Consider the following 24,362-nt stretch of genomic DNA (forward strand, 5'->3'; position numbering starts at 1 on the left):
AACGTCTTATACGTTGCTTATATTGCTAATTAGTATAAAGACCGTTTGCGGGTGAAAATCGACCGTTCGCGGGTTTAACGCACTTGAAACGTGGGAGCTGGGCAGGCCGGCGACGGCGGGATAACCCCAGGTCGGACGCCGTGCGCAACCCCCTATCGCACGAAGTACCAGGGGCTTTCTTGCACGGTGGGCTCCAAGGCAATGCCCGTGCGTTCCTTAAACAGATCCATGTCCTGAGATTTTTCGGTCCACCACGCGTTGGGCTTAAAGGTCATGCTCTCAACGACATGACCGACAAACACACTGTTGCGCAGCTTGGAGAAGTCGGTGTTCATAATCAGGATGGACGCGAGCACCAGCACAATGCCCAGGACCTTGATCGCGCCGGCGGGCTCGGCATAGACACCAATGCCCACCAGTACGGTGACGACCGTCTCGAAAGACATTACGACGGGAACCTTCGATGTCTCGAGTCCCATGGACAGACCCTGCATATATAGGATGTAGGCCACGGCTGTGGGGATGAGTCCAAAACCAAGGAACAGCAGCAGCAACTGTGGCGACATTGCCGCGGCGACATCCGGCCACGGAGCCGCGATAGCTGCCATAACCGCACCGCCAAAAACAAAGCCCCAAAACGTGACAGCCAGCGGGTGGACCGTCTTGGTTGCTATCCGGCTAAACACCGCGAGTGACGCACCACAAAGGCCTGCAATCACGCCCGACGTGACGCCCCAAACCGAAAAATGAAAACCGGAAAGGTCACCATTGGTCACTGCAAGCACGCAGCCAACGATGTTAAAGACAATGGCAACGAGCTTGTTGGGGGTCACGTCCTCGCGATAAAGCACGCGGCCGAGCATGACGCCAAACACCGGCGAGGTGTAGAGCAGCACCGAGGCCGTGGACATGCCCACCTCGCCCATGCACTCGTAATAGCAGGTGTTGGCGGCGGCCAAACCGACGATACCGACAAGCGCGCAGGGAACGAGCTCTTTAGGACTTGCCTTGAACAGAGCCAGCGGACCCTGAGCCACGGTAGACCCCTCACCCGGACGGCAGCCCATAAACATCAGGACCGGCGCCAAGATAAGCGCTCCGACCAACAAGCGAAAGGCAGCCATGCTCTGGGACGAAACGCCCATGGCCGAGATGCCGTTTACAAAGATTCCGATGCTGCCCCACATAAGCGCGGCGATCAGCACCAGCACATAGCCCAGATTGCTTTTCTTCAACGCAGCCTCCTCGGTATTGTTTCCAATATGTTTCACACTACGTTATAGTCGTTATATACATTTTTCAAGACACAAATCGGCGAGCGGAAAAATCTGCTCTACCGCTACAACCCATTGGTGCAAAGGGGTCAGGTTCATATGCGCCAACTTGGTGCAAAGTAACCTGTCCCCAATGACTAGGACTGTCCCCAAGTGCCGAACGTCTCCAAGTGCCGCATCTGGGCCAAGGCGACGCCGATGCTTTGGCAACGCCAGCGAAAACCCACCTGAGCGAGCAAGGTGCCTTGAAGCGAAGCGGCATTGACCTTCTGGTCATGCCGCTGAAGCTGAAAGGCAGATTGCCGCTCAGGTGGGTTTGCAGCGTCGAGCCGTTACGGCGTTTGGTAAAACGCCGTAACTAATAATCCAGCTTCCACATGTAGCGGCGCGTCATGTAGTCCTTGTGGGTGACGGCAGAGAGCGCGCGCATGTACACGTTGTTTAGGATCGGCGCAAAGATCAGGTGGTTGAAGTACTCGCTCACGCTGTCCTTGATGTCGTTGAGGCCAAGCTCCTTGGCGTCGAGCTGATAGACGCGCTCGCCACCGTACTGGTTGACGAAGCGGATGCCGCGCTCGTCGTTGCAGCGGCTGCGGCCGACGCTGATGAGCTGGAACAGCGAGGTGCGCTTGTCCAGGATCTCGAAGGGACCATGGAAGAAGTCGCAGGTGTTGATGGTGCAGGAGTCGATCTGCAGCATCTCCTGCACGTTGCAGATGCTAAAGACGTAGGCGGCACCAAAGAGCGGACCCTGAGCCATGACGTTGATGCAGGGCTTGTCGGCGTTCTGCTCGGCCCACTTGGCAGCGAGCGGACGGGTGTACTCGACGGCCTTGCGATAGATGGGGTCGACCAAGTCGAACGCGGCCATAGCGGTCTCGTACTCGGCATAGCCCTCGGTCTGCTGCGTGAGCTCCATGGCGATCATGGTCACGACGGCGGAGTTGGTGCGGCCCATGCAGGACTCATCGACGGCCAGGCTGTCGTACTGGATCTTGTAGTCGCAGACCTCGGTGAGGCCGGACTCGTCAACATAGATGGCGATGGTGCTGGCGCCGTGGTCCTTGGCGACCTGGGCGGCAACGATGGTCTCCTTGGTGCCGCGCATGGACACGACGACGGCCAGGGTGTTCTCGTTGACGTAGGCCGGGGTGGCGTGCACGAACTCGTTGCTGGTGTAGCTGGAGCTCACGACCTGCGTGGCCTCGTGCTCCATAAAGTACTGGGCAGGATAGTTGCCGCCGTTGGATCCGCCGGCGCCAATCCACACGACGCGCTTGATGCCGCCCTTGTCAGCCTTGTCAGCCAAAACCTGGGAGACGACGTCCTTAACCTGTTCCTGAGTAGTCATCGTGCATCAGCCTTTCTTCTCGTTTGATGCTCTCGATGGCATACAAGTTACATACATGTTTTGGTTATGTCGACTAGTTGTATGCTATATTTGTCTTAGATATTTTGCTGATGCGGTTTTCGACAACTGGCTACCAGCGGTTTTGTTGTTGTATTGAATATATGCTTGCTTAGATAGGCATACAAGTTAGATACAGGTTGATCACATGAACGCTTCGTCTAAAAAGAAACTGAGCCAATACGAGCGCTTGGCGGGCATGTTGCGTGACCGCATCGCCGCCGGCATCTACGCACGCGAAGACAAGCTGCCGTCCGAGATGGAACTCATGGACGAATCGGGGCTGTCGCGCAGCACCGTGCGCCACGCCCTTAAGGTTCTCGTTGATGAGGGTCTGGTTCGAACCGAGCGCGGGCGCGGCGCCTTTGTGGCCGACACGCCCGCGCTCCTCGAGAACAACCTGATGTTTTCGAGCTATACCAAGCAGGTCGAAGGCCAGGGCATGAAGCCCACCACGCGCACCGTGGACTCGGGCTTTGCCAAGGCGGCCGGCAGCATAGCTAAATTCTTTGACGCCGCCGTGGGCAGCAAGCTCGTCAAACTTGTCCGCCTGCGCTACCTGGACGACGCGCCGCTGTGCCTGGAGACAACCTACCTGCCGCCAAGCTTCGAGACGCTCATCGACCGCGATATCAACGGTTCGCTCTACGCCACGCTGCGCCAGGAATTCCATCGCGCGCCGGCACAGGGGCATAAGACCTTTGAGGTGTGCTATGCCTCGCAAAACGAAGCGTTTTTGCTCAACGTTGAGCGCGGGCAGGCGCTGATCCTGATCACCGACTACGTCTACGACACCGACGGCCGACCGCTCCATGTCTCCAAGCGCATCCAGCGCACCGACCGCGCCAAATACACCGAACCCATCGGCTAACCTGTCAAAATAAACCTGTCCCTAAATGGTAGGTTTGGGGAGGTCGGGGAACCAGGTTGGCTTGGGTTGGTTGGGTGTGCGCTCGGCCAGGACCAACTCCATCCAGCACATGTCGTACCAGCGGCCGAACTTTTGGGCACAGCGGTCGAAAGCACCCACCAAGCGATATCCCATATGGGCATGGAAGTCCTGACTGTTGTGCGTCAGGTACTCGTCGTCCTTATCGTGCGGCACGGCGATGAGCGCGCACATGTTGGTGATGCCCATCGCGACCAGGCATTGTTTGAGCGCATCGTGCAGCTTGCGGCCCAGCCCGCCGTGACGCACGTCGCGCGCCAGGTAGATCGACGTCTCGACCGACCAGTCATATGCCTCGCGGCTGTTGAGCGGACTCACATAGGCATAACCTACCGGACGCCCGTCCAGCTCCATCACCAGATACGGATAGCGCTTGAGCGTACGCTCGATGCGCCCGGCGAACTCCTCAACGCCCGGCACCTCGTATTCGCAGGTAATCGCCGTCTGGCGCACATACGGCTCATAGATGGCAAGCAACGCCGGCGCATCATCGGGCGTCGCCAGGCGAATCGTCGGCTCGGACATCTCGGTCATACAACCCTTCCCCCTCAAAAACAGAGGCCGCCTTGCGCCAAACCCAGCGCAAGGCGGCCCCCCCCGTCATTACATCAGGCTACAGGACAGCCGCCAACGCGTCGATATCCTCCTGCGTCGTGGCCCAGCTGGTGCAAAAGCGCACCACCGTGTGGGTCTCGTCGTACTTTTCCCAGTACTCAATCGCCGCATGCTCGCGAATGCGCGCCATGTCCTCGTTGGGCAGAATCACGAACTGCTGGTTAGTCGGCGTCTCCAAGAAGAACCGGTAGCCGTGCTCGTGCAGCACGCGACGAAGCGCCTGCGCGGTTTCGATCGCCTGACGGCCAATCTCAAAATACAGGCCATCGGTAAAGAGCGCCTCAAACTGCACGCCCGTCAGGCGGCCCTTGGCCAACAGCGCGCCGTGCTGCTTAATGCGCGGAATGGGATGCGCCGGGGCGTGCATGCCGCAGAACACCACAGCCTCGCCGCAGAGCGCGCCGCACTTGGTGCCGCCGATGTAGAACACGTCGCACAGCTGCGCCAGCTCGGGCAGAGCAATGTCGCACTCATCGGCCGCCAACGCATAGGCCAGACGGGCGCCATCCACAAACAGCGGAATCTCGCGCTTCTGGCACACTGCGTGAATCGCCGCGAGCTCGGCCTTGGAGTACAGCGTGCCGTACTCAGTCGATAGGCTCACGTACACGGCACCTGGGAACACCGTGTGCTCGTAGCTCTCGTTTTCGTAGAACACCTGGATATAGCTCTCGAGGTCCTCGGCGTGCATCTTGCCCTCGTAGCCGGGAATGGTAAGCACCTTGTGGCCGCCAAACTCGATGGCGCCCGCCTCGTGACAGGCGACGTGGCCAGTCTCAGCAGCAACGACGCCCTCGTACGGCGCGAGCAGCATGTCGATTACCGTCGCGTTGGTCTGCGTGCCGCCCACCAGCAAAAACACATCGGCATCGGGCGCCTGACAGGCCTCGCGGATGAGCTGCTTGGCACGCTCGGTGTGCGCATCGGTACCGTAGCCGGGCTGCGGCTCCATATTGGTGTCGACGAGCGCCTGCAGCACTGCCGGGTGTGCGCCGTGGGAATAATCGTTGTTGAACGCGAGCATGGCAATCCTCTCTTACCGGGTATCGGCCAGATGATTCAAACGGAGCTATTGTACGCCGTTGGGATAGGCAATGCGCGCGGCGAGACACTCAAGCGCCAGCACCAGGGCAAAGCCGCAGCTCACGTCGCTCAAAAAGTGTGCGCCAATCACGATGCGACCAAACGCGACGAGCGCCGCGACGGCCGCCGCCACCCAAAAGACCACGCGACGACGCGAAGGCTTTTCCTTAAAGGCCGCCGCGGGAAGCCCGGCGAGCATAAGGCCAATCGCCGCGTGCGCCGTGTGTCCACTCGCGAACGACTTAAAGCCGTCCTTGATTACGCCGGCCGCAATATAGCTCCACTTGTCGGGGTTGCCGATTACCCACCACGGCTGAAACTCGAGCCCCTGCGTCACCTCGATCACGCGCATGCGCGGGCGCGACCACAGCGGCTTGACGATCACGTTGAGGATAATGGCCTGAGCGACCCACACGGCAAGCACCATCAACGCCCAGCGCGTGAGCTCGTCAGGCTCGGTCGCGCACGTGAGGCGATAGACGATAAGGTTGGCGGCGATCACCAGCACAAACGTCAGCACCAGCTGAACGGCAATGAGTTTACCGCCAACCCGCAGGGACGAAACGATCTCGTAGCCGGCCAGGCCAACGTTGACGAGGATGCCGAGCACGGCGAGCCATTTGCTCCCCCTGGAGTCGGGACGCACCGCGCGTACGAGCATAACGCCCGCGACGCTTGCCGTCAGCTCGAACGGCAGCTCGCCGGCGGCCTCGATAAGGCGACCGTACATACTGCCGATATTGAACAGCGCGCTCGAGATCTGATAATCAAAGAAACTGCCAACGCCCAGACAAAGGCACAGGACAACCGCGATAATGGCGACATCTTTCTTATAGATGTATCCGAACATGCTTTCCTTTCGGTCGGGCGAAGGGTCGACCCGCAACATGGTGGGGCAAAGATAGCTTTGTCCCATAAATACCCTTACAGGTTGAGCATAAGTGAGCGAAAACGTTCCATTTGTGGCAAGGTGGCCCGAAGGAGGAGGGAAGCGTACTTGCGTACGCGACCGACGAGTGAGGGTCAGATTGCCCAAATGGAGCGTTTGCAGCGTCGACCCGCTAGTCGTCGTCGCTAGCACCCAACTGCTGCAGCAGCATGAGCGCCGCGGCCACGGGGCCGGTGCCGTCGTTGGCGTCGAGACCGCGACCCAGGCCGCTGCCCGCGCCGGCGCCCGCCTTGTAGGGCACCGACAGCTTGCGGCTCTTGGGGAAATTCACCGCGCCATAGCGGGTCTTAAGCTCAAAGGCCACCTTCTTGGGCACGTCGACGCCCAAAAACGTGATGCGGCCGCCACTGAGCGTGACGCTCTCGAGCCCCAGGCGCTCGCCGCGAATGCGGATACGCGCGCGATTGAACAGGTTGAGTCCCGCCAGCGGCAGCTCGCCATGCGCAGCCTCGGTCTCCTCCTGCACCTCATCGATGCTCTCTAGGTCCTCGGCCGCTGCGAGCTTACGGTACACGAGCACGCGCTGGTCCACCGCCGGCAGGTACTCCTCGGACAAGAAGTAGTCGGCCGGCAGGTTAATACCCACGCTCGCCGCCTCCACGCCGGCGTCGTCATCGCCGCGCGCCTCGGCCACGGCCTGGCCCAGCATCTGCGTAAACAGGTCAAAGCCCACGCTCGACAGGTTGCCGTGCTGCTCGGCGCCCATAAGCGAGCCGGCGCCGCGAATCTCCAGGTCGCGCATGGCGATGCGCATGCCGCTGCCCAGGTCCTGGAACTCGGAAAGTGCAGTCAGACGCGCCGTGGCCTCTTCGGTGAGCGGTAGCTCGCCCGGGAACATAAAGTACGCGTAGGCCTGCGTGGCAGAACGGCCCACACGGCCCTTGAGCTGGTAAAGCTGTGCTAGACCCAGGCGCTGCGAGTCCTCGATGATGAGCGTGTTGGCGGTCGCGTTGTCGATGCCGCTCTCCACGATGGTCGTGGCGATGAGTACATCGATCTTTTTGGTCGCGAACTCGATCATCACGTCCTCGACCTCGCGCGGGCTCATCTTGCCGTGCGCCACACCCACGCGCGCCTCGGGCGCGGCCTCGTGCACGCGCGCCACGGCGTCGTCGATGGTTTTGACGCGGTTGGACACGTAGTACACCTGACCGCCGCGACCCACCTCCAGGCGAATCGCCGCACTCACCACGTCGGGGTCGTACTCCCCCACGTGCACGATCACGGGACGACGCCCGGTCGGCGGCGTCGTGATCAGGCTCATGTCGCGCACGCCGCTCGTGGCCATCTGCATGGTTCGCGGAATCGGCGTGGCCGAGAGCGTGAGCACGTCAATCTGCTCGCGCAGGTTCTTGAGCTGCTCCTTGTGCTGCACGCCAAAGCGCTGTTCCTCGTCGATGATCACCAGGCCCAAGTTCTTGGGGTTCACATCGGCCGAAAGCAAGCGGTGCGTGCCGATGAGCACATCGATCGTGCCCTCGGCAAACGCCTTGAGCGCGCGCTTCTGCTGCGCCGGCGTGCGGAAGCGGCTGAGCACCTCGACCTCGAGGCCAAACGGGGCAAAGCGCTCAAAGAAGGTCTCGTAGTGCTGCTGGGCCAGAATGGTCGTGGGACAGAGCACCATGACCTGACGGCCGGAGTCCACACACTTAAACGCCGCACGCAGGGCGACCTCGGTCTTGCCAAAGCCCACGTCGCCGCAGAGCAGGCGGTCCATGGGCTTGGGCGCCTCCATGTCGGCCTTAATATCGGCGATGGCCTCCAGCTGGTCGCGCGTCTCGTCGTAAGGGAAGCTCTCCTCCATCTCAATCTGCTCGGGCGTGTCGGGCGGGCAGGCGATACCGGTAATCGACGAGCGGCGCGTATACAGGTCGACCAGGTCAAACGCCAGCTTTTTGGCGTTCTTGCGCGCCTTGTTGGTAGCGCGCGTCCAGTCGGCTGTGTTGAGCCTGGTCAGGCGCGGCTTGTCGCCGTCGGGGCCAACGTAGCGCGTGATGCGGTCGACCTGCTCGAGCGGCACGTAGAGCTTGTCGCCATCGGCATATTCCAGCAAAAAGTAGTCGCGTTCCTTGCCGCCCACTTCCTGGCGCGCGATCTCGCTAAAGAGCGCGATGCCGTGGGTAGCGTGCACCACGTAATCGCCCGGCTTAAACGGGAACGTGATCTGCGTAATGTCCACCTTGCGGCGGCTGCGCGCGCGGTTGGCGTCCATGCGGGCGTTGAGGTCGGCGATCGAGAACACGGCCAGGTTGGCATCGGGCACCACCACGCCCTGCGGCAAGGCGGCATCGACAAAGGTCACACGTCCGCGCGAAATAGTGGGCACGGCGGCGCCGGCGGCAGCCTGCGCGGCGCCCGCCTCGAGCGAGCGGGCGTTGAGCGCGTCGGCCTTACGCTCGCGAATGGAAGCATGAGCCTCCTGGCGTGCGGCACGGTCGGCGGAATCCGCCGCTGCCACGCGAACGCGGTCGCCGATAGCGCCGACATTTTCGGGCGCCGCGGTCAGCGATTCCTCAAAGGTAACGCCCTCGTCGCCAAAGGTGAGCTCCATCGACTCGCGCGCACCGCGGTCGGGGATGGCAAACACGCAGGCATAGCGCTTGCCCACGACCTCCTGGATGCGCGTCATAAAACGGTTGTCCGAGCCTGCGATGGCCGGCTGCTCAATCTTGAGCTCGGCCGTCACCGCACCGCCGGCACGGATGAGGCTCACGTAGTTCAGGCGCTGCTGGGCACCAAAATCGAGCTGTTGGGCGCGCACGTACAGACCATCCAGGCGGTCAATCCCTGCCTCGCCGGCACGGGCCTCAATATCCTCGTAGGCGCGCAGACAGTCGTCGAACAGCGAGCGCGGCTCGGACAGAACCACGAGTGCCTTGCCGCTCACGTGCGCCAACGGGCTTACGGTCTGGCCGTACATCACCGGCAAAAAGCGGTCGAGCTCGGGCGTGACGATGCGCGCATCCACCATCTCGAGCAGCGCCGCCAGCTTGCTGTCGTCCTGGCTGGCGCGATAGAGCGCCACATGCATGTTGTGGACGGCATCGTCGGTAAGCGCCAGCTCGCGGCAGGGGAAGATCTCGATACTGTCCTCGTTGCCGATGGTTTGGCCCGTGGAGCTCACCATACGGCGGATGCGGTCAATCTCATCGCCGAAAAACTCAATGCGCACGGGCGCCTTTTCCTGCGCGGGAAACACCTCGACGGTGTCACCGTGCACGCGGAACAGACCGGGCGCATCGGCGGCACCGGCATTGGTGTAGCCCATGCCCACCAGGCGCTGCGGCACCTCGTCAAAGGGAATCTCCTCGCCCACCGCAAAGGTCGTGGACTCCCAATAGCGGCTCTCGACCGGCGGCACGCAACGCAGCAGCGCGCGAGCCGAGGCGACCATGATGCAGTTGTCCCCGCGCACGATGCGCCCCAGCGCCTCGCAGCGCTGCGCTACCACGGCGTCGTCGGGCGCCTGCTCGCGCCACGGATAGTCCTTACGCTCGGGAAAGCGGCACACGTGCGCCAGGCCCACATAGGCGGCAAGGCTGCGCGCGGCGCGATCGGCCGCATCCTCGCCGCTCACAATGTAGACCGTCGGGCGCGGACGACGCGCAAACTGGGCGGCCGCCATAAGCGTGCGGCCCGACTGAGACACGGCCAGCGTCACGTCCTCGCCAGAATCGAGCCCGGCCTCGACGGTCTGCAGCGCCTCGGCAGTGTAGAGCTGCGCGGCTATACGGTGAATGAGCATGCTGTTCCTCCGGCATTGCAACGCCAAAAGCCCGCCGAGGCAAGCTCGGCGGGTCGTTCGTCAAATTCGTTGCCTGTCATGGTAGCGCATGGAGAGGACTCCGGCTCAAGCGTACGCCCGGCCCCGCAACAAAAACGCCAGATAGAACCGGGCTCATCGGCTTCGCCAAAATCTCCCCGTCACTTCGAACGCCGCAACCACGGAAGGTGCCCCAAGAAACGGCTATTCCTCAAAAAAGCTCGCAACGTTCAAGCGGCTCGTCCACTCGCCTATGGTGTTGGCAAAGCCGACGCGTGTGTACACGCCCGCGAAACGACCGCGATACAGGTACAGGCCTTCCATATTAGAAGCGGGCGCAAAACCGAGATCATCCACAAGTCCTTTGGGTGCCTCTCCTCGATGCGGCCCATTGACAAGCGTTCCGCGCAAGCAGGGAGTCTGATACTGCTGAGCATACTCCTGTACAATCGCCCCAGCGGCCGCAGCGCGAGCAAGCACCTGGGACCATTCCCGTTCCGTGGCATCCAAGCCGGCAACAACGCCAACCGCGTTGTAGCCGCCGCACGGCTTGACAATCCATCGATCCTTTTCGGCAAATCTCGACAACTGGGCGCTTTCGTCCAAAATCTCGGTATAGGGCACATGCTCCCGTACAAACGATTGCTCCTCCGGGCTCAACAAGGACTGACCGGCCCGAGACCACAGAAATGCAAATACGGTCTTAGTCGCACACGGCCACGTTCTAAATCCGCCGACGACGCATGCGAGCCCTTCTTGGGCAGCCTCAATTAAGGCCGAGCGTCCGTCGCACGGCTTATCCCACAGCTCGCCGGTCACCGCGCGCCGCCAAACGCAATCAATAGGACCGGCGGCATCGCACAGCCGCCTAGCACCGCTCTCGTCTTCGCCAATCCGCAGGTCGCGCACATCCGCAAAGCGCGCCACCACACCCCGTCGCCTCATAAGGTCGACAAAATGAGCCGCATCTTCCAAGTCGATGCTTTCCGAATAGTCGACGATTGCCACCGAAGCAGGATATATTTTTGATTGCGGTGCATAGAGCCCCTCGTCAACGCGGGCCCCGTCGTCCGATCGTGCACTATCCTCGGTGCGGCGAGGATGGGCCAGCTTCCACTCTGCATAGGTCTCAAACAATGCGTCTATCCAGCTACCGCACAAATCGTACTGCCGAAAGCCGGGGTGGTCGGATGCAAATTCCTCAAAGGAAGGCGTCATTCGCACCGCCTGACAGACCGCATCGGTCACTACCATTCCGGCACTGCCGTCGGTATTGAGCTCGCAAAACGTATACGAACCGGCATCTTCGTCAAGAAAGATATCAACACGCGCAAGGGGAATTTGGCAATCATAGCCGGCATCCATAGCGCACAGGTCAGCAAAAGCCGGATCCATGCGAAACCACGCACGCACGGAGGCATCGGAACAAAACGCCCGCGTCACCTTGTCCATAATGCCGTACATGCGCTCGGCGGCCTCCTTAAGAAGCGCCGTCATATCCATGTCGAATATCTTTGGCGTCAGAGCCCAGGGCGCAGGATCACCATGGTAGAGCGCATGGGTTTGAGACAAGTATTCGTCGCCTTTGCGACGACCAGGTAGGTCACCTTCGCGCGTGCGTACGATGCGTTCAAAATAATCTTCGAGCTCTCGCGTCTTCAATGTTGCCACGTTACCCTCCATTGCTTGATTTTTTGCTCATGCTACGCCAGCACGCACGACTTCGGCGCGCGTGAATAGGCTTCTAAATTAGCAACACATTTTTGCATGAGGCGGCAGGAGGCGACAAATACTCCAGCTCAAGCGCATGCCCAGCCCCGCAACAAAAACGCCAGACGGACGAGTCGCCTGGCGTTATCAGAGTGAGCTATACGCCGAGTCTAATCGTAGACGCCCATTTTAAGCAGTGTGAAGGTCGGGGCGCCGTCACCCTGTGCGACGCGGACCGTGCAAGTTTCGGTACGGCCCCTGGATGCATCCGCTTGAATTGCGGCGATGAACTGGTCCTTTGGCAGGCCGTAGGTGCTCTCGGGGATGTCGGAAGGAAGTAACGCACCGCCAGCACTGTAAACCTCATAGGTGAGCTCGTAGATGTTGTCGCCAAGGTCAGTCGCGCCCGTAACGATGGCACACGATGGGTTGTAATTTCCCTGGCCGTATTCCTGCTTCAGATACAAGTACCCGTCATGCGCTTCGGCCGAATCGGCAAGCATCTGCCCACCCGACCCTTTATCAAAGGTCATGTCAGCATCCGAGAGCGTCAGACCCGTCAGGCGATTGAGTTCCCTATTGATCACATCGGTCGCCATGCGCTGATAGTGACCGTTGTCATAGTCGCCTTTCTCGATTCGATACGGCGCGTTGTCAATAAAATGGCACCAGATAAACTTGACCAGCTTGTATTTCTCGTCATCAGAAAGTCCGTCAGTCGAATCGAAGCCGCCCGCCTGATACCAGTCCCGATCGAAGTGCTCCTCCGTAAAGTTCGACAGGAACAGGTTCGCCGCGGCATAAGTTGCCTGGTCGTTGAGGTCGACCTTTACGCTGCTGCCCGTCTGCCCGGGCTCTTCCGGCTCCTCTTGCTCTTCGGCAGGCTTCTCCTTGGCGCTTCCCTGGTCCTTAAGCTCGGCCGAACCCTCGTCAGACCCCAGCACCGTGATCTGCGATGAATTGCCCTGCCCAAGCGGACCCAGCACGCCGGTCAGCGCCAGAGCGGCACCGCCGGCAACGAGCACGCCCACCACGCACATGCCGACAATCACCGCGCGCTTATACGACTTCTTCTGCACGGAAGGCATCCCTGCCGCCGGCATCGGTGCGGGCTCAGCAGGCGCGGCCGCCGGAGAGGCAGCGCCCATGCGTGCCCCGCAGTTCGTGCAAAAATCGGTTCCGTCGGGCATCTCGGAGCCACACTTGGTGCAAAACATATTCGGGCATCCCCTTACAACAAACGGCATCTGCCGTCATCATATTGAGCCCTCGCGACCCAAATGTGTTGCGCAACATTGGCCAAAGCCTTCGGACGCCGGCAAAACGTGCCGGGCCCTACCCCGTCACGCGCACGCTGGGGCAAAGGTCTGCCAGTGGGCACTCGTCGCACTTAGGTTTGCGGGCGTCGCAGATCTCGCGGCCAAAGGTAATCCACTGGTGGTTGACCGACTCCCAATACTCGTGCGGCAAGATCTTGAGCAGATCCTGCTCGGTCTTGAGCGGCTCTTTGGCGTGCGTCTTGGGACTCAGCATCAGGCGGTGCGCGATGCGGTTGACGTGCGTATCCACCGCGATGCCTTCCACGATGCCGTACCCCACGTTGAGCACGATGTTCGCTGTCTTGCGCCCCACGCCCGGCAGCTTTACAAGCTCCTTCATGTCGGCCGGTACCTCGCCGCCGTAGTCGGCAACGATCATCTGCGCGGCCTCCACGGCATGCTTGGCCTTACTCTTATAAAAGCCGAGTGACTTAATGGTGTCCGCCACGTCGGTCACACTTGCCCCGGCCATGGCCTCGGGCGTTGGCCACTGGGCAAACAGTTGGGGCGTCACCTTGTTGACCTGCGCGTCGGTCGTCTGCGCCGAGAGCAGTACCGCGACGAGCAGCCTAAAGGGATTCTCGTGGTCCAAGAAGCACTCGACCGGGCCATAGCGACGGTTAAGGCGCTCGCACACCTCGATGGCGCGCTCGCGTTTGGCGGCATTGGTCTCGCGTGGCATAACGACTCCTCGGCTCGGCAGAAACAAAACTTCACGGAAACGATTGTCCCACGTACGGGGGCTTTAAGCCTCCAAAAATGCGCCAGTCTGGCGACCCCACAGGCTTGCATACTCGCCGCCCGCCTCGACAAGCTGCGCATGCGTACCGTCCTCGACAATCTCGCCGTCCGCCAGCACCACGATGCGGTCGAGCGCCGCCACGGTGGACAGGCGATGCGCCACCACAATGGAGGTGCGGCCGCGCATCAGGTTCTCGAGCGCCTCCTGCACCAGCGCCTCGGACTCACTGTCGAGGGCAGATGTCGCCTCGTCGAGCACCAGAATCGGCGCGTCGGTAAGGATGGCGCGGGCGATGGCCACGCGCTGGCGTTGACCACCCGAAAGCTTAACGCCGCGCTCGCCCACCATGGTGTCAAAGCCATGGGGCAAGCGGTCGATAAACTCAGTCGCGTTGGCCAGGCGCGCGGCCTCGCGAATCTGCTCGTCAGTGGCATCGGGGCGGCCGTAGGCGATATTCTCGCGAATGGAGCGGTGAAACAGTAGCGCCTCCTGCGGCACGTAGGCAACCTGGCGGCGCAGGCTCTGCTGCGTGCAGCGCGAGACATCCTGGCCGTCCACGAGCACGCGGCCGCCCTGAACGTCGTCCAGGCGCAGCAACAGCTTGGTGAGTGTCGTCTTGCCCGAGCCCGATTTGCCCACCAGGCCCACGCGCTGGCCCGCCGCCACATGGAGCGTCAGGTCGTTGAACACACCCTCGCCCGCCGCGGCGTCACGGTATGCAAAGCTCAAGTGCTCAAAATCAATCGCGCCCTCGGTCACTTTGAGCTCGGGGGCGTTCTCGTCGTCTGCCACCAGACGCGGCTCGTCCAGGACGCGCGTCATCTCGGCCGCATCGCCGAGCGTGCGGTTGATGCGCTGCATCATGGAGCTCACGTAGTTCAGCCGCATGGTGAGGTTGTACGTATAGGTAAAGATCATGACGAGCGCGCCGGCAGAGATGCCAAACCACGCGTTGCCGCCCGCCACGAACACGCTCACCACAGCCATGGTGATGACGATAAGGCCCGAGGTCGTAAAGTTGCGTTGCATCATGGCGTGCATCGATACCGTTTCGGCATCGCGCGCGGCGCGGTCGGCAGCATCGAACAGGTCGCGCTCAAAATCCTCGCGCCCACAGGTCTTGACGGCCAAGATGTTCGTGACCGCATCGGACAGCACGCCCGAGAGCTTGTTCTGCGCGGCGGACGTCGCGGCCGAAAGCGGCATGATGCGCTTGTACATAAGCCAGACAAACGCGATGTAGACGACCATGATGCACACCAGGATCACGGTAAACGTCGGCACCACCGGGGCGAGTGCGGCCACGGTGCAGATGACCGAGGTGATGGTGGGGATGAGCGAATACACCGTCACGTCGACCAGACCCGTGTAGCCGCTCATAAAACGGCTTGTCTGGCTCACAAGCGATCCGCCAAAGCGGCTGGTATGGAATGTCATGGATTGGTTGGAGAGCGTGTCGAAGCATAGACGCGCCAGGTGATAGTTGCCTGCGATCTCGAGCTTGTAAACGGTGTAGTCCTGTAGCTTGGAGAGGATCTGACCCACCAGGTTAACGAGTACGAGCGCCAGGATATAGGGGCCGAAGACCTCAAACACCTGGTCACCCGCCACGGGACCGGCTTGAACGCGGTCGACAATGAGGGCCATCACATAGGTATTGGCAAACGTCAGCAAAAAGATGTAGCCCGCCGACGAGAATACCGAGAGAAAGACAATCAGCGGCTGCGTGCGCGTGACACCCCAAAACCGCTGCAGCGTGCGGCGCACGGTGGAGCGGCTGAGCGGGCTGGTGCTTCTCTGAGACATGGGCTTCCTTTCGCATCTGATAGGGCGAATCGCCATTGTTGCACATTGAAGCGCACTTCGGGCAAGCGCGATGCGAAAAGCGTCCGCGCCGTGCTCGTACAGGCGCCCCGCCGTCAGATGCAGCTAGTCCTCGTCTTTTTGGTCTGCGAGCAGCTCCGCGGACGTAAGCCCCAAAATCTCGTCGGCCTCCTCGGCATCTTCCAGCGCGTCGATGTCCTTGAGCTTGCGCTCCATGACGTTAGTGCGCGTGGTGATGATGCCCTCGACCGTTTTGCCCGCGGTCTCGATCTGCTGCTGGGCGCGGCGCAGCGCCTTTTGATAGCGCGGCAGCTCGGCCTTGACGGCGGAGAGCACGCGCAGCACGTCGTCGGTACGTTTTTGCAGCCTAAACGTCTGGTAGCTCATCTGCAGGCTGTTGAGAATGGCCGCCATGGTGCTGGGGCCGGCAACGTTGACGTGATAGTCGCGGCCCAGGGTCTCGATAAGCCCGGGGCGGCTGACGACCTCGGCGTACAGTCCTTCAAACGGCACGAACATGATGCCAAAGTTGGTCGTTGCCGGCACACTCAGGTACTTTTCGCAGATATCCTTGGCCTCGCGCTTGACCATGGTGTCGAGCGTCTTGCGCGCAGCCGCCACGGTCTCCGCATCGCCCGACTCCTGCGCGTCGAGCAAATGCTCGTACGCGTCGCCCGGAAACTTGGAGTCAATCGGCAGCAGCACGGGGTCGCCCTCGTCCACCGGCAGCTTGACGGCAAACTCAACGCGCTCCGAGGCGCCGGGCTTGGTGGCGACGTTTTCCAGATACTGGTCGGGTGTAAGAATGTCCGCCAGAATTGCACCCAGCTGCACCTCGCCCAAAATACCACGCGCTTTTACATTGCCCAGCACGCGCTTAAGATCGCCCACGCCGGTGGCGATAGATTGCATATCGCCCAAACCCTTGTACACAGCCTCGAGCTGGTCGCTCACCTGCTTAAACGATGCCGACAGGCGATCGTTAAGCGTGCGGGAGAGCTTCTCGTCCACCGTCGCACGCATCTGATCGAGCTGCACGTTGTTGTCCTTGCGGATAGCGCCCAGCTGGGCATCGACCGTCTCGCGCACTTTGTCCAGACGATGCTCAATGCCTTCGCGGTTGGCGCCGAGCTGTTGGGCCGTCTCGCGGCGCAGGTCATCCATCCGGTCACCAGCTTGCGAGAACTCGCGTGCGATGGCCAGGTAACGTTGCTGCTCCACGGCCGCATCTGTCGTCTGCTGCTGCGCGATGGCATTGGCCGTGCGGCGAGTTTCGGCCAGCGCGACGTTCAGGGCATCGAGTGCGTTGTTGGCCTGCTCGAGTGCTGCCAGCGTTTCCGCGCTACTGTCGCCACGCTCCCGCAGCTCGGCGCGAAGGCCCTTGAGCTGCAGGGCACAAGCCACAGCAACCCCCACCGCCACCAAGGCGATCACAACAAGCACGATATCAATAGCAGACATAGTCTCCGCCCAACAAACCCAATCGATCATCAATCAAAACCGCGATCAATCTTACCCCGCCACACGCACCGGGCGCCCGGCCCCTTCTTGGGTGCCCCTCTCCTCCGCATATTCCATAATGCGGCGTGCCGTCTCCCTGCTCACCTTTGAGTCATCGCCGGCCAAGTATGCGTATACGTTTCCTTTATTCAGGTGCAGAGCACGGCAGAGGCCATAGCGCGTTACACCCGATTCCTCCAATGCTTCCAGCGTTTTCTTTCTCATCAGGGCGTTCACCCTTCTGTCGGCCGCCGGCTTTTCCTTCGCCGCTCTATACGCGCGCCAAACGTTGGCATAACGGTTAGGGAGTTTGTCTTCGGCGCATAGAGATACCAGGTTACCCGTTTGGCCGTACAAGGACAAAACGCCTCGGTAACCCTCTTCCATCCACGAGCCCTCGGATAAACCCAGAACGTATTCTGCTTTGCCCTGCGCCAAAGCGAGCAAAAACAGAGGCTCCGCCACGCGCGGCGCAACCGTCATCGCCTGCTCAACCAGTTTTCTAAAACTCAGTGACTGCTGTCCGGATAGCTCTCGGCAATAGCCTTTTAAGAATCCCTCAAAGGTCAGATTCAACCGAGCACCTCCTTTTTGTATTGCCTGTATGCGCAGACCATCTCTTGATAACTCCGCTCCGAAGGCGACGACGCCAGCGCCTCTCCCTCGTCGAATATAAGCCGTTCGAGCAACCCCCAATCAAGTCGGTCGACGAATGCCTGACTATGAAGATCGACGATGTCGTTCGGTCGATAGGCATAGAGCTTCATTACCGCCAGGTCCTCCAAGGATGGCGTAAAGTACCTGATAAAACGCGCCCCAATATCTAACGGAATCAAACGATCTTCGTAATTGAATGGCATCTGGTTGCAATATGCCACCGCCATACCGTTCACCTCGGGGTATCGAGCTATGATCTCGCGGAGGCACCTGTCTGCCTCAAACACATCAATGTCATGTGTAACCGACCGATTCGTCACATCGTTTAGCATGAAGGCGCTTCCTCCCACCAATACAACGCTCGGCCTGTCGTCTCTTGGACCTATTTCCAGCTCTGCCTCTTCGTCAATGCCCAAAAGAGTCTGCTCTAAATCCTGCTTATACATAACAAATCCTATTATTATTCATCTTCAATAATACTATTCAGTCGCACGACAGGGCCCACAGGATGCAAGAATTTTACTCGTGGCGATAATCCCAACACCCTAGAAGTCCTAATGTGACAAACGCTAGCTCTCCCAGCCGGTGCGAATGGTTGTCATGACGTCGCCTAGGCGCTGGCCCAGGGCTGACAGATGTTGGAGCACCTCGTTGGGCGATGCGCCGTTGAGGATGCACGTGAGGGCATACGACGCCAGAAAGATGGCCACAAGCCCTAACGGGATGAGCACGATCATCGCCAAGGTGCGCAGGCGCTGGCCCACGCGGCGACGACGCGTGCGGCGTTTGTCGAACGCAAGCTCCTGCGCATATGAATCTTGTTGTACGGAATAGTTCTCTGGCGCCGATCCGCCCGCAGGCGAAACCGCAGGCGTGGCATTTTGCGCAGGGGGCTGGGCGGCTACCCCTTGCATTTGCATCTCCATAAGCCGTTGCTGTTGGCGCAACATGCGCTCGGCTTGTTGCTGCGGAGTCTCAAGAAACAGATCCATGCTGGCCTCCAAAATCGGAGCATTCGACGCTTACGACCAGCATCCCGCACCGCCATGACCGCGACAACGCAATCGCCGGCAATAGCCACAAAGTTTCTTCTGCTCAAAAGCTGTCGAAAAGCTCAACAACTCCCCTACCAGCACTTTCTCTGAGCTTTTTTCGTCAGCAATCTTTTGGCCTTCCACCCTTACGCCAACTGACCAAAATCTAACCAAAAGCTTGACGAAAATTGTGGAGACCGGGACCCCCACAAAAAGTGCCGCCCCAAAGGGGCGGCACACAAACTTATTATCAGCTTTTCTGTAACGAGCATGCGACGACTCAACGCCGGAGCGCAGGGCGGGGAAACCTTTGCCTCGCGCGACCCTGCGAAGCCGTGAGCGAGAGGGGAAGGTTTCCCCGCCCTGCGCTCCGTGGTCGGTGAGGACAGACTACATGCCCGCGAGACCGCGGGCGGCGGTGGCGCACATAAACGCCAGGGCCAGAATCACAAGCGAGCCGGCAATGTCAGCCAGGGCGCCCGCAAAGCGACGCTCAAACAACCAGCTCTCGAAGTGCGGGGCAACGTTGCGCCAAACACGCCACAGCAAGATGCCCATACCGATGACGCCCGGGATATTGAGCAGTAGGATCTCGGAGCACAAAAGACCAATCAGGTTGCCGGCGGCAAAGCCCGCATCGCCCTCGCAGTATTTGCGGTAGACCATATACAGCATGTACGCCACAAACGGCTGCAAGCACGCAGAAATAAACGTGACCACCATCGAGGGGTCCTGCGAAAAGACCTCGGTGAGTTTATCGACACTCGTGGCGTCCTTCGAAGCCAAGAACAAACCGATAACCACAAGGGGCACCACGCCCAAAATTACCTCGACCAGAGTAAACAACTTGGCAGTCAAATCCTCACTAGCCGAATTCAAATGAGGCGCCCACTCAGGATGAGCATGCGCGCCGACTTTCTTGTCCTTCTCGGCACGATCGGCCTTTTTACCCTCGGCAACCCGACGACCAGGATCCTTGCGAGTTCCCGCCGCAGCAACCCGAGCCCGAGACTTCTTACCCATACAAAAACACCCCATCAGGTAGTAGATAAACTAAAAGCCGCTACCCAGTGTACCCCCTAAACAACGGCGCCGCCCCAACCCGGAGCAAGCCCCGTCAACCAAATGGCCGCAACCCAATCCCTATACAAAACGTGCCGCCCCTATCGGGGCGGCACGCAAACTTCTTATCAGCTTTTCAGTAACGAGCACGCGACGACCCAAAGCGGGCCGGGAGGGCCGGACTACCTTCCCTCAACGCGACCCTGCGAAGCCGTGAGCGAGGAGGGAAGGTAATCCGGCCCTCCCGGCCCAGCTCACGCCAGCGCCAAGCGTTAGTAGTTCACCACCTGCTCTTCAAAGTACGCCTTGGGGTGGTTACACACCGGGCACACCTCAGGCGCCTCGGCACCAACGTGCAGGTGCCCGCAGTTCAGGCACTTCCACACCTTCACGCCCTCACGCTCAAACACCTCGCCCGACTCGATGCGCTCGACGAGTTTGTTGTAGCGCTCCTCGTGGGCCTTCTCGACGGCGGCGACACCACGGAACTTCTCGGCGATCTCGGCAAAGCCCTCCTCCTCGGCGGTCTTGGCGAACTCGTCGTACATCGTGGTCCACTCGTAGTTCTCGCCCGCGGCGGCGTCGCGCAGGTTGTCCAGAGTGCCCGGAACGGCGCCGTCGTGCAGATACTTAAACCACAGTTTGGCGTGCTCGGACTCGTTGCCCGCCGTCTCGGCAAAGATATTCGAGATCTGAACGTAGCCGTCCTTTTTGGCCTTGGATGCATAGTAGCGATACTTGGTGTGTGCCTGGGACTCACCGGCAAAAGCAGTCTCGAGGTTCTTCTTGGTCTGAGAGTTCTCAAAATCCATAGGTGTACTTCCCTTCAACACATGCCGCCCATAGGCTTTGAGCGGCCTTGTCTTTAGGATGCCCTCAAGCCGAGAATTTAAACCTTATAATCCTGTTCTTCAGATTCGAGCGAGCTATACACTCAGCCAACGATCGCCCTCGGAGCGGCAAAAGCCCTCGCGCTCCAGATCGGCAAGAATACTTGCGACCAGCTCGCGCTCGACCGACTCTCGGCCGGCTGCCGTCTCCATTTCGTTAACGCCCACCACGGCATCAGCAAGCGTAATCCCCGCCGGCTGGCCATCGCGCGCTGCCAGCAACATGCGCACGATATGCGCGCGTTTTTGGCGACGCGAGCCCTCGAACTTGGACTGACGACTATAGCCCGCCGAGCGCCTGGACGGATTGGGCAGCGTCTTCTTAAGATACGCGCCATAATCTAGCAGCGCGTAATACCACGCGCGCGGCGTGTCGGCATCGTCTTGAGGCACGGCAAAGGGCGCGATCTCATCCGCCACCGCACCGGGGGCCGCCGGACAGGCGGCTTGAATCAGCGGCACCAGCTCGCGATCGGGAACAGCCGGCACATCGGGAAAGAAATGATGCAAAAAGACCGTGCGCACGTTGGTCTCTAGATACACACCCGGAAGATCAAACGCAAACGACCGGATACCCTGCGCCGTTGCCGGGCCAATACCAGGCAGAGCGACCAAGTCACGCGTCTCACGCGGAAACTCCCCGTCCCAGTCCTCTACAACGCGCTGAGCGGCCCCGTGAAGCGCCAGAGCGCGTCGGTTGTAGCCCATGCCCTGCCAAGCGTCCAAAACATCGGAAGGCGCGGCCTGGGCAAGCGCCTGCACAGTCGGAAAACGATCGAGCCACACCGGCATGCGCGCCTCCACACGCGGCACCTGTGTTTGCTGCAGCATGACCTCGGAAAGCCAAATGATGTACGGGTCACGCGTACGGCGCCACGGAAGGTCGCGATAACGCAGGACCCCTTCCGAACGAATCATCGAACGAAAGGGGTCCTGAATCATGGCTATGCTCCTTATGCGGCGCTATTCCTCCCGGTAAGCGCACGCGCAGGTGGCGTACTCGGGAAACGCTTCGCGGTCGGCGAACTTGGGATCGACGGCCGGGAACTGGCGGTGAGCGACGATGTCGCCGAGCGAAACGGAATCGAGGTAGTCGCGCATCAACGCCTGGGCTCCGGCCCACAGGGGATGATAGCAGCACGCGCCCATGCGCGCACAGTCACCATCGGGCGCAGTGCAATCGTTCATAACCATAGGACCCTGAACGGCCTCGACGACCTGACGGATAGTGACGTCGTCCGGACTGACCTTGAGACGCATGCCACCGTGGACGCCACACAGGCTCTCCACAATACCGGCCTGGACCAAACCGTGCTGAATCGAGCGGGCAAACGAATACGGAACATTGACCTCTTCGGCAGCGGTGCGAACAGAAAGCAAACACTCCGGATCCTCGGCAAGCATCGCCAGCATACGAAGGGCGTAATCAGTCTTCCTCGATATGTCCATTTTTCCCCTTTCAAGGAATACGAACAGCTCGAACGAGCTCCGGGGCCGAGCTTGTGTCGAGACGCTAAATGACCGCCAGGACATCCAAATGGTAAATCGGATATCCACTGAGTGCCGCGCTTGGAGCGAAATGCATCAGATGCGGCGCACAGTGCAATTTAGTATAACCTAACCCCCTGTCTCGTAGAACAGGTGTTGCGCAACAAAGCTGTTGTTCAGACAGATATACTTATTAGATTTTACTTGCGTTCCCGAAGGCGCGAGGATTCTGGGCGAAGATGCACCAGGGCGATCGTTCTATCGAAACAAAGTGCATCAAACGCAAAAAGCCACGTCCGAAGACGTGGCTTTAATTGCGTTGGCGGGAAGTACGGGGCTCGAACCCGCGACCTCCGACGTGACAGGCCGGCGCTCTAACCAAACTGAGCTAACTCCCCAGGCAGACGTTCGCGTTTGTTTCCGCTCGCGTGCGCTGCGGGGATTAGTATACACAGAAGTCTGTCTGGCGCGCAACAACTTTTTTGAAAAATTTTTTGGGGCCATCCGGGAGGGCTTCCGGGGCTGAGGGCGGGGGTTAAGTTTGCTGCTCTACAGTCCTGCGCAAGACGGAAAGCACATTAAGTGCTTTCCTTTGCGTGCGGAACTCGCGACAAACTTAACCCCCGCCCTCAGCCCCGGAAGCCCTCCCTGCCGTCACATTATTCAACCAGTTTTGCGGGCGTGCGCCGCTGCGCGGCTAGCCCGCGTGCTCCTCGGCGGGGTTGGTCTGATTGTTTTTGTTGAAGCTCTGCCTTTGGCTTAAAGAAAAACGGGAGACGCATCTGCATCCCCCGTTTTTGTTGCGGTTAGTCTAGGTCAATAAACTTGGTACTTATGATCTTGCCGTCTTTGACGAGCATTCTGGCCATGGTGGGGCCTCGGGTGCCTCTGGGGTAGCTGGCGCTGCCCGGGTTGAGGACTAAGCAACGGCCCACTTGGGCTTCTTTGGTTACGTGGGTGTGGCCGTTGATGGCTACGTCTACGGATCCCACCGGAAGGTCTTCGCGGTAGTGGGCTACGGCGAATTTGAGGCCTTCGTAGGTAAAAAGCGCAAGACGGTCTACATCGGGGCCGTAGTCGCGGTAGTAATCGTTGTTGCCCAGTACGGCCCGCACGGGGGCGATGGTGCATAGGTGCTCGTAGTCCATCTCTGACGTGAGGTCGCCGGCGTGGATAATCAGGTCTGCGCCCTCAAGCTCATCCAAGAGCGCAGGCGATAAATAGCCATGGGTGTCCGAGATGATGTCGATGCGCTTGGCGCTTGCGCTGTTCATGGGATCCTTCCGCAAAAAACGATTCGGCAGATACATACAAAAAAGGCCCCACGGCTCCGCAGACGATGGGTCTACAGGGCTGCGGGGCCAGTGTGCTAGAGACTCAGGGCCTTCTTAAGCGGCACGACGCGGCGGCGCGAAACCGGCACGCGTTCGTCGACGCCCGTAATGCCCAGCTGGATGGCACCCGAGGGCACCGTCTCGACATCCGTGACGCACGCCAAGTTGACGATATAGCGGCGGTGAACACGGAAGAAGCCAAAATCGCAGAGCTTGGCCTCAAACTGCGCCAGCGAGGTCGTCGACAAAAAGCGATCATCGACGGTATAGATGCAGGAGTAATCGTCCTTGGCCATGATAAAGCGAATGTCGTCCACGGGAATGAGCACCTTGCGGCCGCCCTTTTCCACCGGGATACGCTCGATGGTCACCTTGCTGTCCGTAACCGGCTTGGCGCGTTGCATGACCTTCTCGATCGCGCGATCCAAGCGAGCTTCCTCGACCGGCTTCATCAGATAATCGACGGCATCCACGTCGAATGCCTCGACCGCATGGTCACTATACGCAGTCACAAACACGATCGCCGGCGGATTTTTGAGCTTATGCAGCGCCTCGGCAAGTTGCAGGCCCGAGGCACCGGGCATCGAGATATCGAGAAACACGACATCCACGCGACTTTCCATAAGCATCTCGATGGCGGAGCGGACGCTCGACGCCTCCGTGATCGTGCCGATCTTGCCCGTTTGCTCGAGCAGGAAGCGAAGCTCCGAGCGAGCCGGCGCCTCATCATCCACAATCATCGCACGCAGCATAGGGATAAA

The 24,362-nt window shown here is 60.2% G+C and carries 21 protein-coding genes and 1 tRNA gene; 1 reads left to right on the plus strand and 21 read right to left on the minus strand.

The features are described 5' to 3' along the window. Positions 1-152: 152 nt before the first annotated feature. Complete coding sequence (locus tag AAAX35_RS00495; RefSeq protein ID WP_349116383.1) at positions 153-1,235, minus strand: DMT family transporter; 1,083 nt, start codon at positions 1,233-1,235, stop codon at positions 153-155. Between the two features lie 397 nt (positions 1,236-1,632). Beyond that, entirely contained in the window at positions 1,633-2,625 is a 993-nt protein-coding gene (locus AAAX35_RS00500) for an SIS domain-containing protein (protein WP_006235139.1), read from the minus strand. Positions 2,626-2,830: 205 nt separating this feature from the next. Here AAAX35_RS00500 and AAAX35_RS00505 point away from each other — a divergent pair, with 205 nt between their 5' ends. Further along, the gene (locus tag AAAX35_RS00505) at positions 2,831-3,553 is read left to right on the plus strand and encodes a GntR family transcriptional regulator (RefSeq protein WP_349116384.1); all 723 of its coding nucleotides are present in this window, start codon (positions 2,831-2,833) and stop codon (positions 3,551-3,553) included. A 21-nt stretch (positions 3,554-3,574) separates the two neighbouring features. Here the strand turns inward: AAAX35_RS00505 and AAAX35_RS00510 are convergent, their stop codons facing one another. The 19 genes from AAAX35_RS00510 to AAAX35_RS00600 all read right to left on the minus strand — a co-directional run bounded on the left by AAAX35_RS00510 (position 3,575) and on the right by AAAX35_RS00600 (position 24,353). Further along, entirely contained in the window at positions 3,575-4,165 is a 591-nt protein-coding gene (locus AAAX35_RS00510; RefSeq protein WP_349116385.1) for an N-acetyltransferase family protein, read from the minus strand. 79 nt (positions 4,166-4,244) lie between these two features. Further along, positions 4,245-5,270 (minus strand): beta-eliminating lyase-related protein, encoded by a 1,026-nt coding sequence (locus AAAX35_RS00515; RefSeq protein ID WP_349116386.1) that lies wholly within the window; start codon positions 5,268-5,270, stop codon positions 4,245-4,247. A gap of 45 nt (positions 5,271-5,315) precedes the next feature. Continuing rightward, positions 5,316-6,179, minus strand: coding sequence for a phosphatase PAP2 family protein (locus tag AAAX35_RS00520; RefSeq protein WP_349116387.1), 864 nt, complete (start codon positions 6,177-6,179; stop codon positions 5,316-5,318). 211 nt (positions 6,180-6,390) lie between these two features. Further along, the gene (gene mfd, locus AAAX35_RS00525; RefSeq protein ID WP_349116388.1) at positions 6,391-10,023 is read right to left on the minus strand and encodes a transcription-repair coupling factor; all 3,633 of its coding nucleotides are present in this window, start codon (positions 10,021-10,023) and stop codon (positions 6,391-6,393) included. A gap of 222 nt (positions 10,024-10,245) precedes the next feature. Further along, entirely contained in the window at positions 10,246-11,724 is a 1,479-nt protein-coding gene (locus AAAX35_RS00530; RefSeq protein WP_349116389.1) for a hypothetical protein, read from the minus strand. Positions 11,725-11,921: 197 nt separating this feature from the next. Continuing rightward, complete coding sequence (locus AAAX35_RS00535; RefSeq protein WP_349116390.1) at positions 11,922-12,968, minus strand: zinc ribbon domain-containing protein; 1,047 nt, start codon at positions 12,966-12,968, stop codon at positions 11,922-11,924. 118 nt (positions 12,969-13,086) lie between these two features. Continuing rightward, on the minus strand, positions 13,087-13,752 hold the full coding sequence (nth, locus tag AAAX35_RS00540) for an endonuclease III (RefSeq protein ID WP_349116391.1): 666 nt from the start codon (positions 13,750-13,752) through the stop codon (positions 13,087-13,089). A 63-nt stretch (positions 13,753-13,815) separates the two neighbouring features. After that, positions 13,816-15,618, minus strand: coding sequence for an ABC transporter ATP-binding protein (locus AAAX35_RS00545; protein WP_349116392.1), 1,803 nt, complete (start codon positions 15,616-15,618; stop codon positions 13,816-13,818). A 123-nt stretch (positions 15,619-15,741) separates the two neighbouring features. Further along, complete coding sequence (rmuC, locus tag AAAX35_RS00550) at positions 15,742-17,097, minus strand: DNA recombination protein RmuC (RefSeq protein ID WP_349116393.1); 1,356 nt, start codon at positions 17,095-17,097, stop codon at positions 15,742-15,744. A gap of 51 nt (positions 17,098-17,148) precedes the next feature. Then, on the minus strand, positions 17,149-17,712 hold the full coding sequence (locus tag AAAX35_RS00555) for a hypothetical protein (RefSeq protein ID WP_349116394.1): 564 nt from the start codon (positions 17,710-17,712) through the stop codon (positions 17,149-17,151). After that, positions 17,709-18,239, minus strand: a complete 531-nt coding sequence (locus AAAX35_RS00560; protein ID WP_349116395.1) for a DUF6036 family nucleotidyltransferase — start codon at positions 18,237-18,239, stop codon at positions 17,709-17,711. The genes AAAX35_RS00555 and AAAX35_RS00560 overlap by 4 nt, the downstream gene beginning before the upstream one ends. A 123-nt stretch (positions 18,240-18,362) precedes the next feature. After that, on the minus strand, positions 18,363-18,785 hold the full coding sequence (locus AAAX35_RS00565) for a hypothetical protein (protein ID WP_349116396.1): 423 nt from the start codon (positions 18,783-18,785) through the stop codon (positions 18,363-18,365). 432 nt (positions 18,786-19,217) lie between these two features. Further along, positions 19,218-19,850, minus strand: a complete 633-nt coding sequence (locus tag AAAX35_RS00570) for a hypothetical protein (protein ID WP_349116397.1) — start codon at positions 19,848-19,850, stop codon at positions 19,218-19,220. Positions 19,851-20,161: 311 nt separating this feature from the next. Beyond that, complete coding sequence (gene rbr / locus AAAX35_RS00575; RefSeq protein ID WP_006235152.1) at positions 20,162-20,701, minus strand: rubrerythrin; 540 nt, start codon at positions 20,699-20,701, stop codon at positions 20,162-20,164. Positions 20,702-20,815: 114 nt separating this feature from the next. Further along, a complete protein-coding gene (locus tag AAAX35_RS00580; RefSeq protein ID WP_349116398.1) occupies positions 20,816-21,721 on the minus strand; it encodes an adenine glycosylase in 906 nt (301 codons plus the stop codon). A 21-nt stretch (positions 21,722-21,742) separates the two neighbouring features. Then, on the minus strand, positions 21,743-22,228 hold the full coding sequence (locus AAAX35_RS00585) for an Rrf2 family transcriptional regulator (protein WP_349116399.1): 486 nt from the start codon (positions 22,226-22,228) through the stop codon (positions 21,743-21,745). 359 nt (positions 22,229-22,587) lie between these two features. Beyond that, positions 22,588-22,665 (minus strand) — tRNA-Asp (locus AAAX35_RS00590). Positions 22,666-23,073: 408 nt separating this feature from the next. Beyond that, positions 23,074-23,541 carry a YfcE family phosphodiesterase gene (locus tag AAAX35_RS00595; RefSeq protein ID WP_117821523.1) on the minus strand — a complete coding sequence of 156 codons (468 nt, stop codon included), beginning with the start codon at positions 23,539-23,541 and terminating at the stop codon, positions 23,074-23,076. A gap of 95 nt (positions 23,542-23,636) precedes the next feature. Beyond that, on the minus strand, positions 23,637-24,353 hold the full coding sequence (locus AAAX35_RS00600; RefSeq protein WP_006235156.1) for a response regulator: 717 nt from the start codon (positions 24,351-24,353) through the stop codon (positions 23,637-23,639). Positions 24,354-24,362 lie beyond the last annotated feature (9 nt).

The organism is Collinsella sp. CLA-ER-H11 (assembly GCF_040092445.1).
Lineage (GTDB): Bacteria > Actinomycetota > Coriobacteriia > Coriobacteriales > Coriobacteriaceae > Collinsella.

Bases quoted from the DNA above. Each gene is read 5' to 3' on its own strand.
- mfd (WP_349116388.1), bottom strand. From the start codon at position 10,023: ATGCTCATTCACCGTATAGCCGCGCAGCTCTACACTGCCGAGGCGCTG.
- AAAX35_RS00520 (WP_349116387.1), bottom strand. From the start codon at position 6,179: ATGTTCGGATACATCTATAAGAAAGATGTCGCCATTATCGCGGTTGTC.
- AAAX35_RS00570 (WP_349116397.1), bottom strand. From the start codon at position 19,850: ATGGGTAAGAAGTCTCGGGCTCGGGTTGCTGCGGCGGGAACTCGCAAG.
- AAAX35_RS00545 (WP_349116392.1), bottom strand. From the start codon at position 15,618: ATGTCTCAGAGAAGCACCAGCCCGCTCAGCCGCTCCACCGTGCGCCGC.
- AAAX35_RS00595 (WP_117821523.1), bottom strand. From the start codon at position 23,541: ATGAACAGCGCAAGCGCCAAGCGCATCGACATCATCTCGGACACCCAT.
- AAAX35_RS00600 (WP_006235156.1), bottom strand. From the start codon at position 24,353: ATGCTGCGTGCGATGATTGTGGATGATGAGGCGCCGGCTCGCTCGGAG.
- rmuC (WP_349116393.1), bottom strand. From the start codon at position 17,097: ATGTCTGCTATTGATATCGTGCTTGTTGTGATCGCCTTGGTGGCGGTG.
- AAAX35_RS00560 (WP_349116395.1), bottom strand. From the start codon at position 18,239: ATGTATAAGCAGGATTTAGAGCAGACTCTTTTGGGCATTGACGAAGAG.
- AAAX35_RS00530 (WP_349116389.1), bottom strand. From the start codon at position 11,724: ATGGAGGGTAACGTGGCAACATTGAAGACGCGAGAGCTCGAAGATTAT.
- AAAX35_RS00515 (WP_349116386.1), bottom strand. From the start codon at position 5,270: ATGCTCGCGTTCAACAACGATTATTCCCACGGCGCACACCCGGCAGTG.
- AAAX35_RS00585 (WP_349116399.1), bottom strand. From the start codon at position 22,228: ATGGACATATCGAGGAAGACTGATTACGCCCTTCGTATGCTGGCGATG.
- AAAX35_RS00565 (WP_349116396.1), bottom strand. From the start codon at position 18,785: ATGGATCTGTTTCTTGAGACTCCGCAGCAACAAGCCGAGCGCATGTTG.
- AAAX35_RS00535 (WP_349116390.1), bottom strand. From the start codon at position 12,968: ATGTTTTGCACCAAGTGTGGCTCCGAGATGCCCGACGGAACCGATTTT.
- AAAX35_RS00510 (WP_349116385.1), bottom strand. From the start codon at position 4,165: ATGACCGAGATGTCCGAGCCGACGATTCGCCTGGCGACGCCCGATGAT.
- AAAX35_RS00505 (WP_349116384.1), top strand. From the start codon at position 2,831: ATGAACGCTTCGTCTAAAAAGAAACTGAGCCAATACGAGCGCTTGGCG.
- rbr (WP_006235152.1), bottom strand. From the start codon at position 20,701: ATGGATTTTGAGAACTCTCAGACCAAGAAGAACCTCGAGACTGCTTTT.
- AAAX35_RS00500 (WP_006235139.1), bottom strand. From the start codon at position 2,625: ATGACTACTCAGGAACAGGTTAAGGACGTCGTCTCCCAGGTTTTGGCT.
- nth (WP_349116391.1), bottom strand. From the start codon at position 13,752: ATGCCACGCGAGACCAATGCCGCCAAACGCGAGCGCGCCATCGAGGTG.
- AAAX35_RS00580 (WP_349116398.1), bottom strand. From the start codon at position 21,721: ATGATTCAGGACCCCTTTCGTTCGATGATTCGTTCGGAAGGGGTCCTG.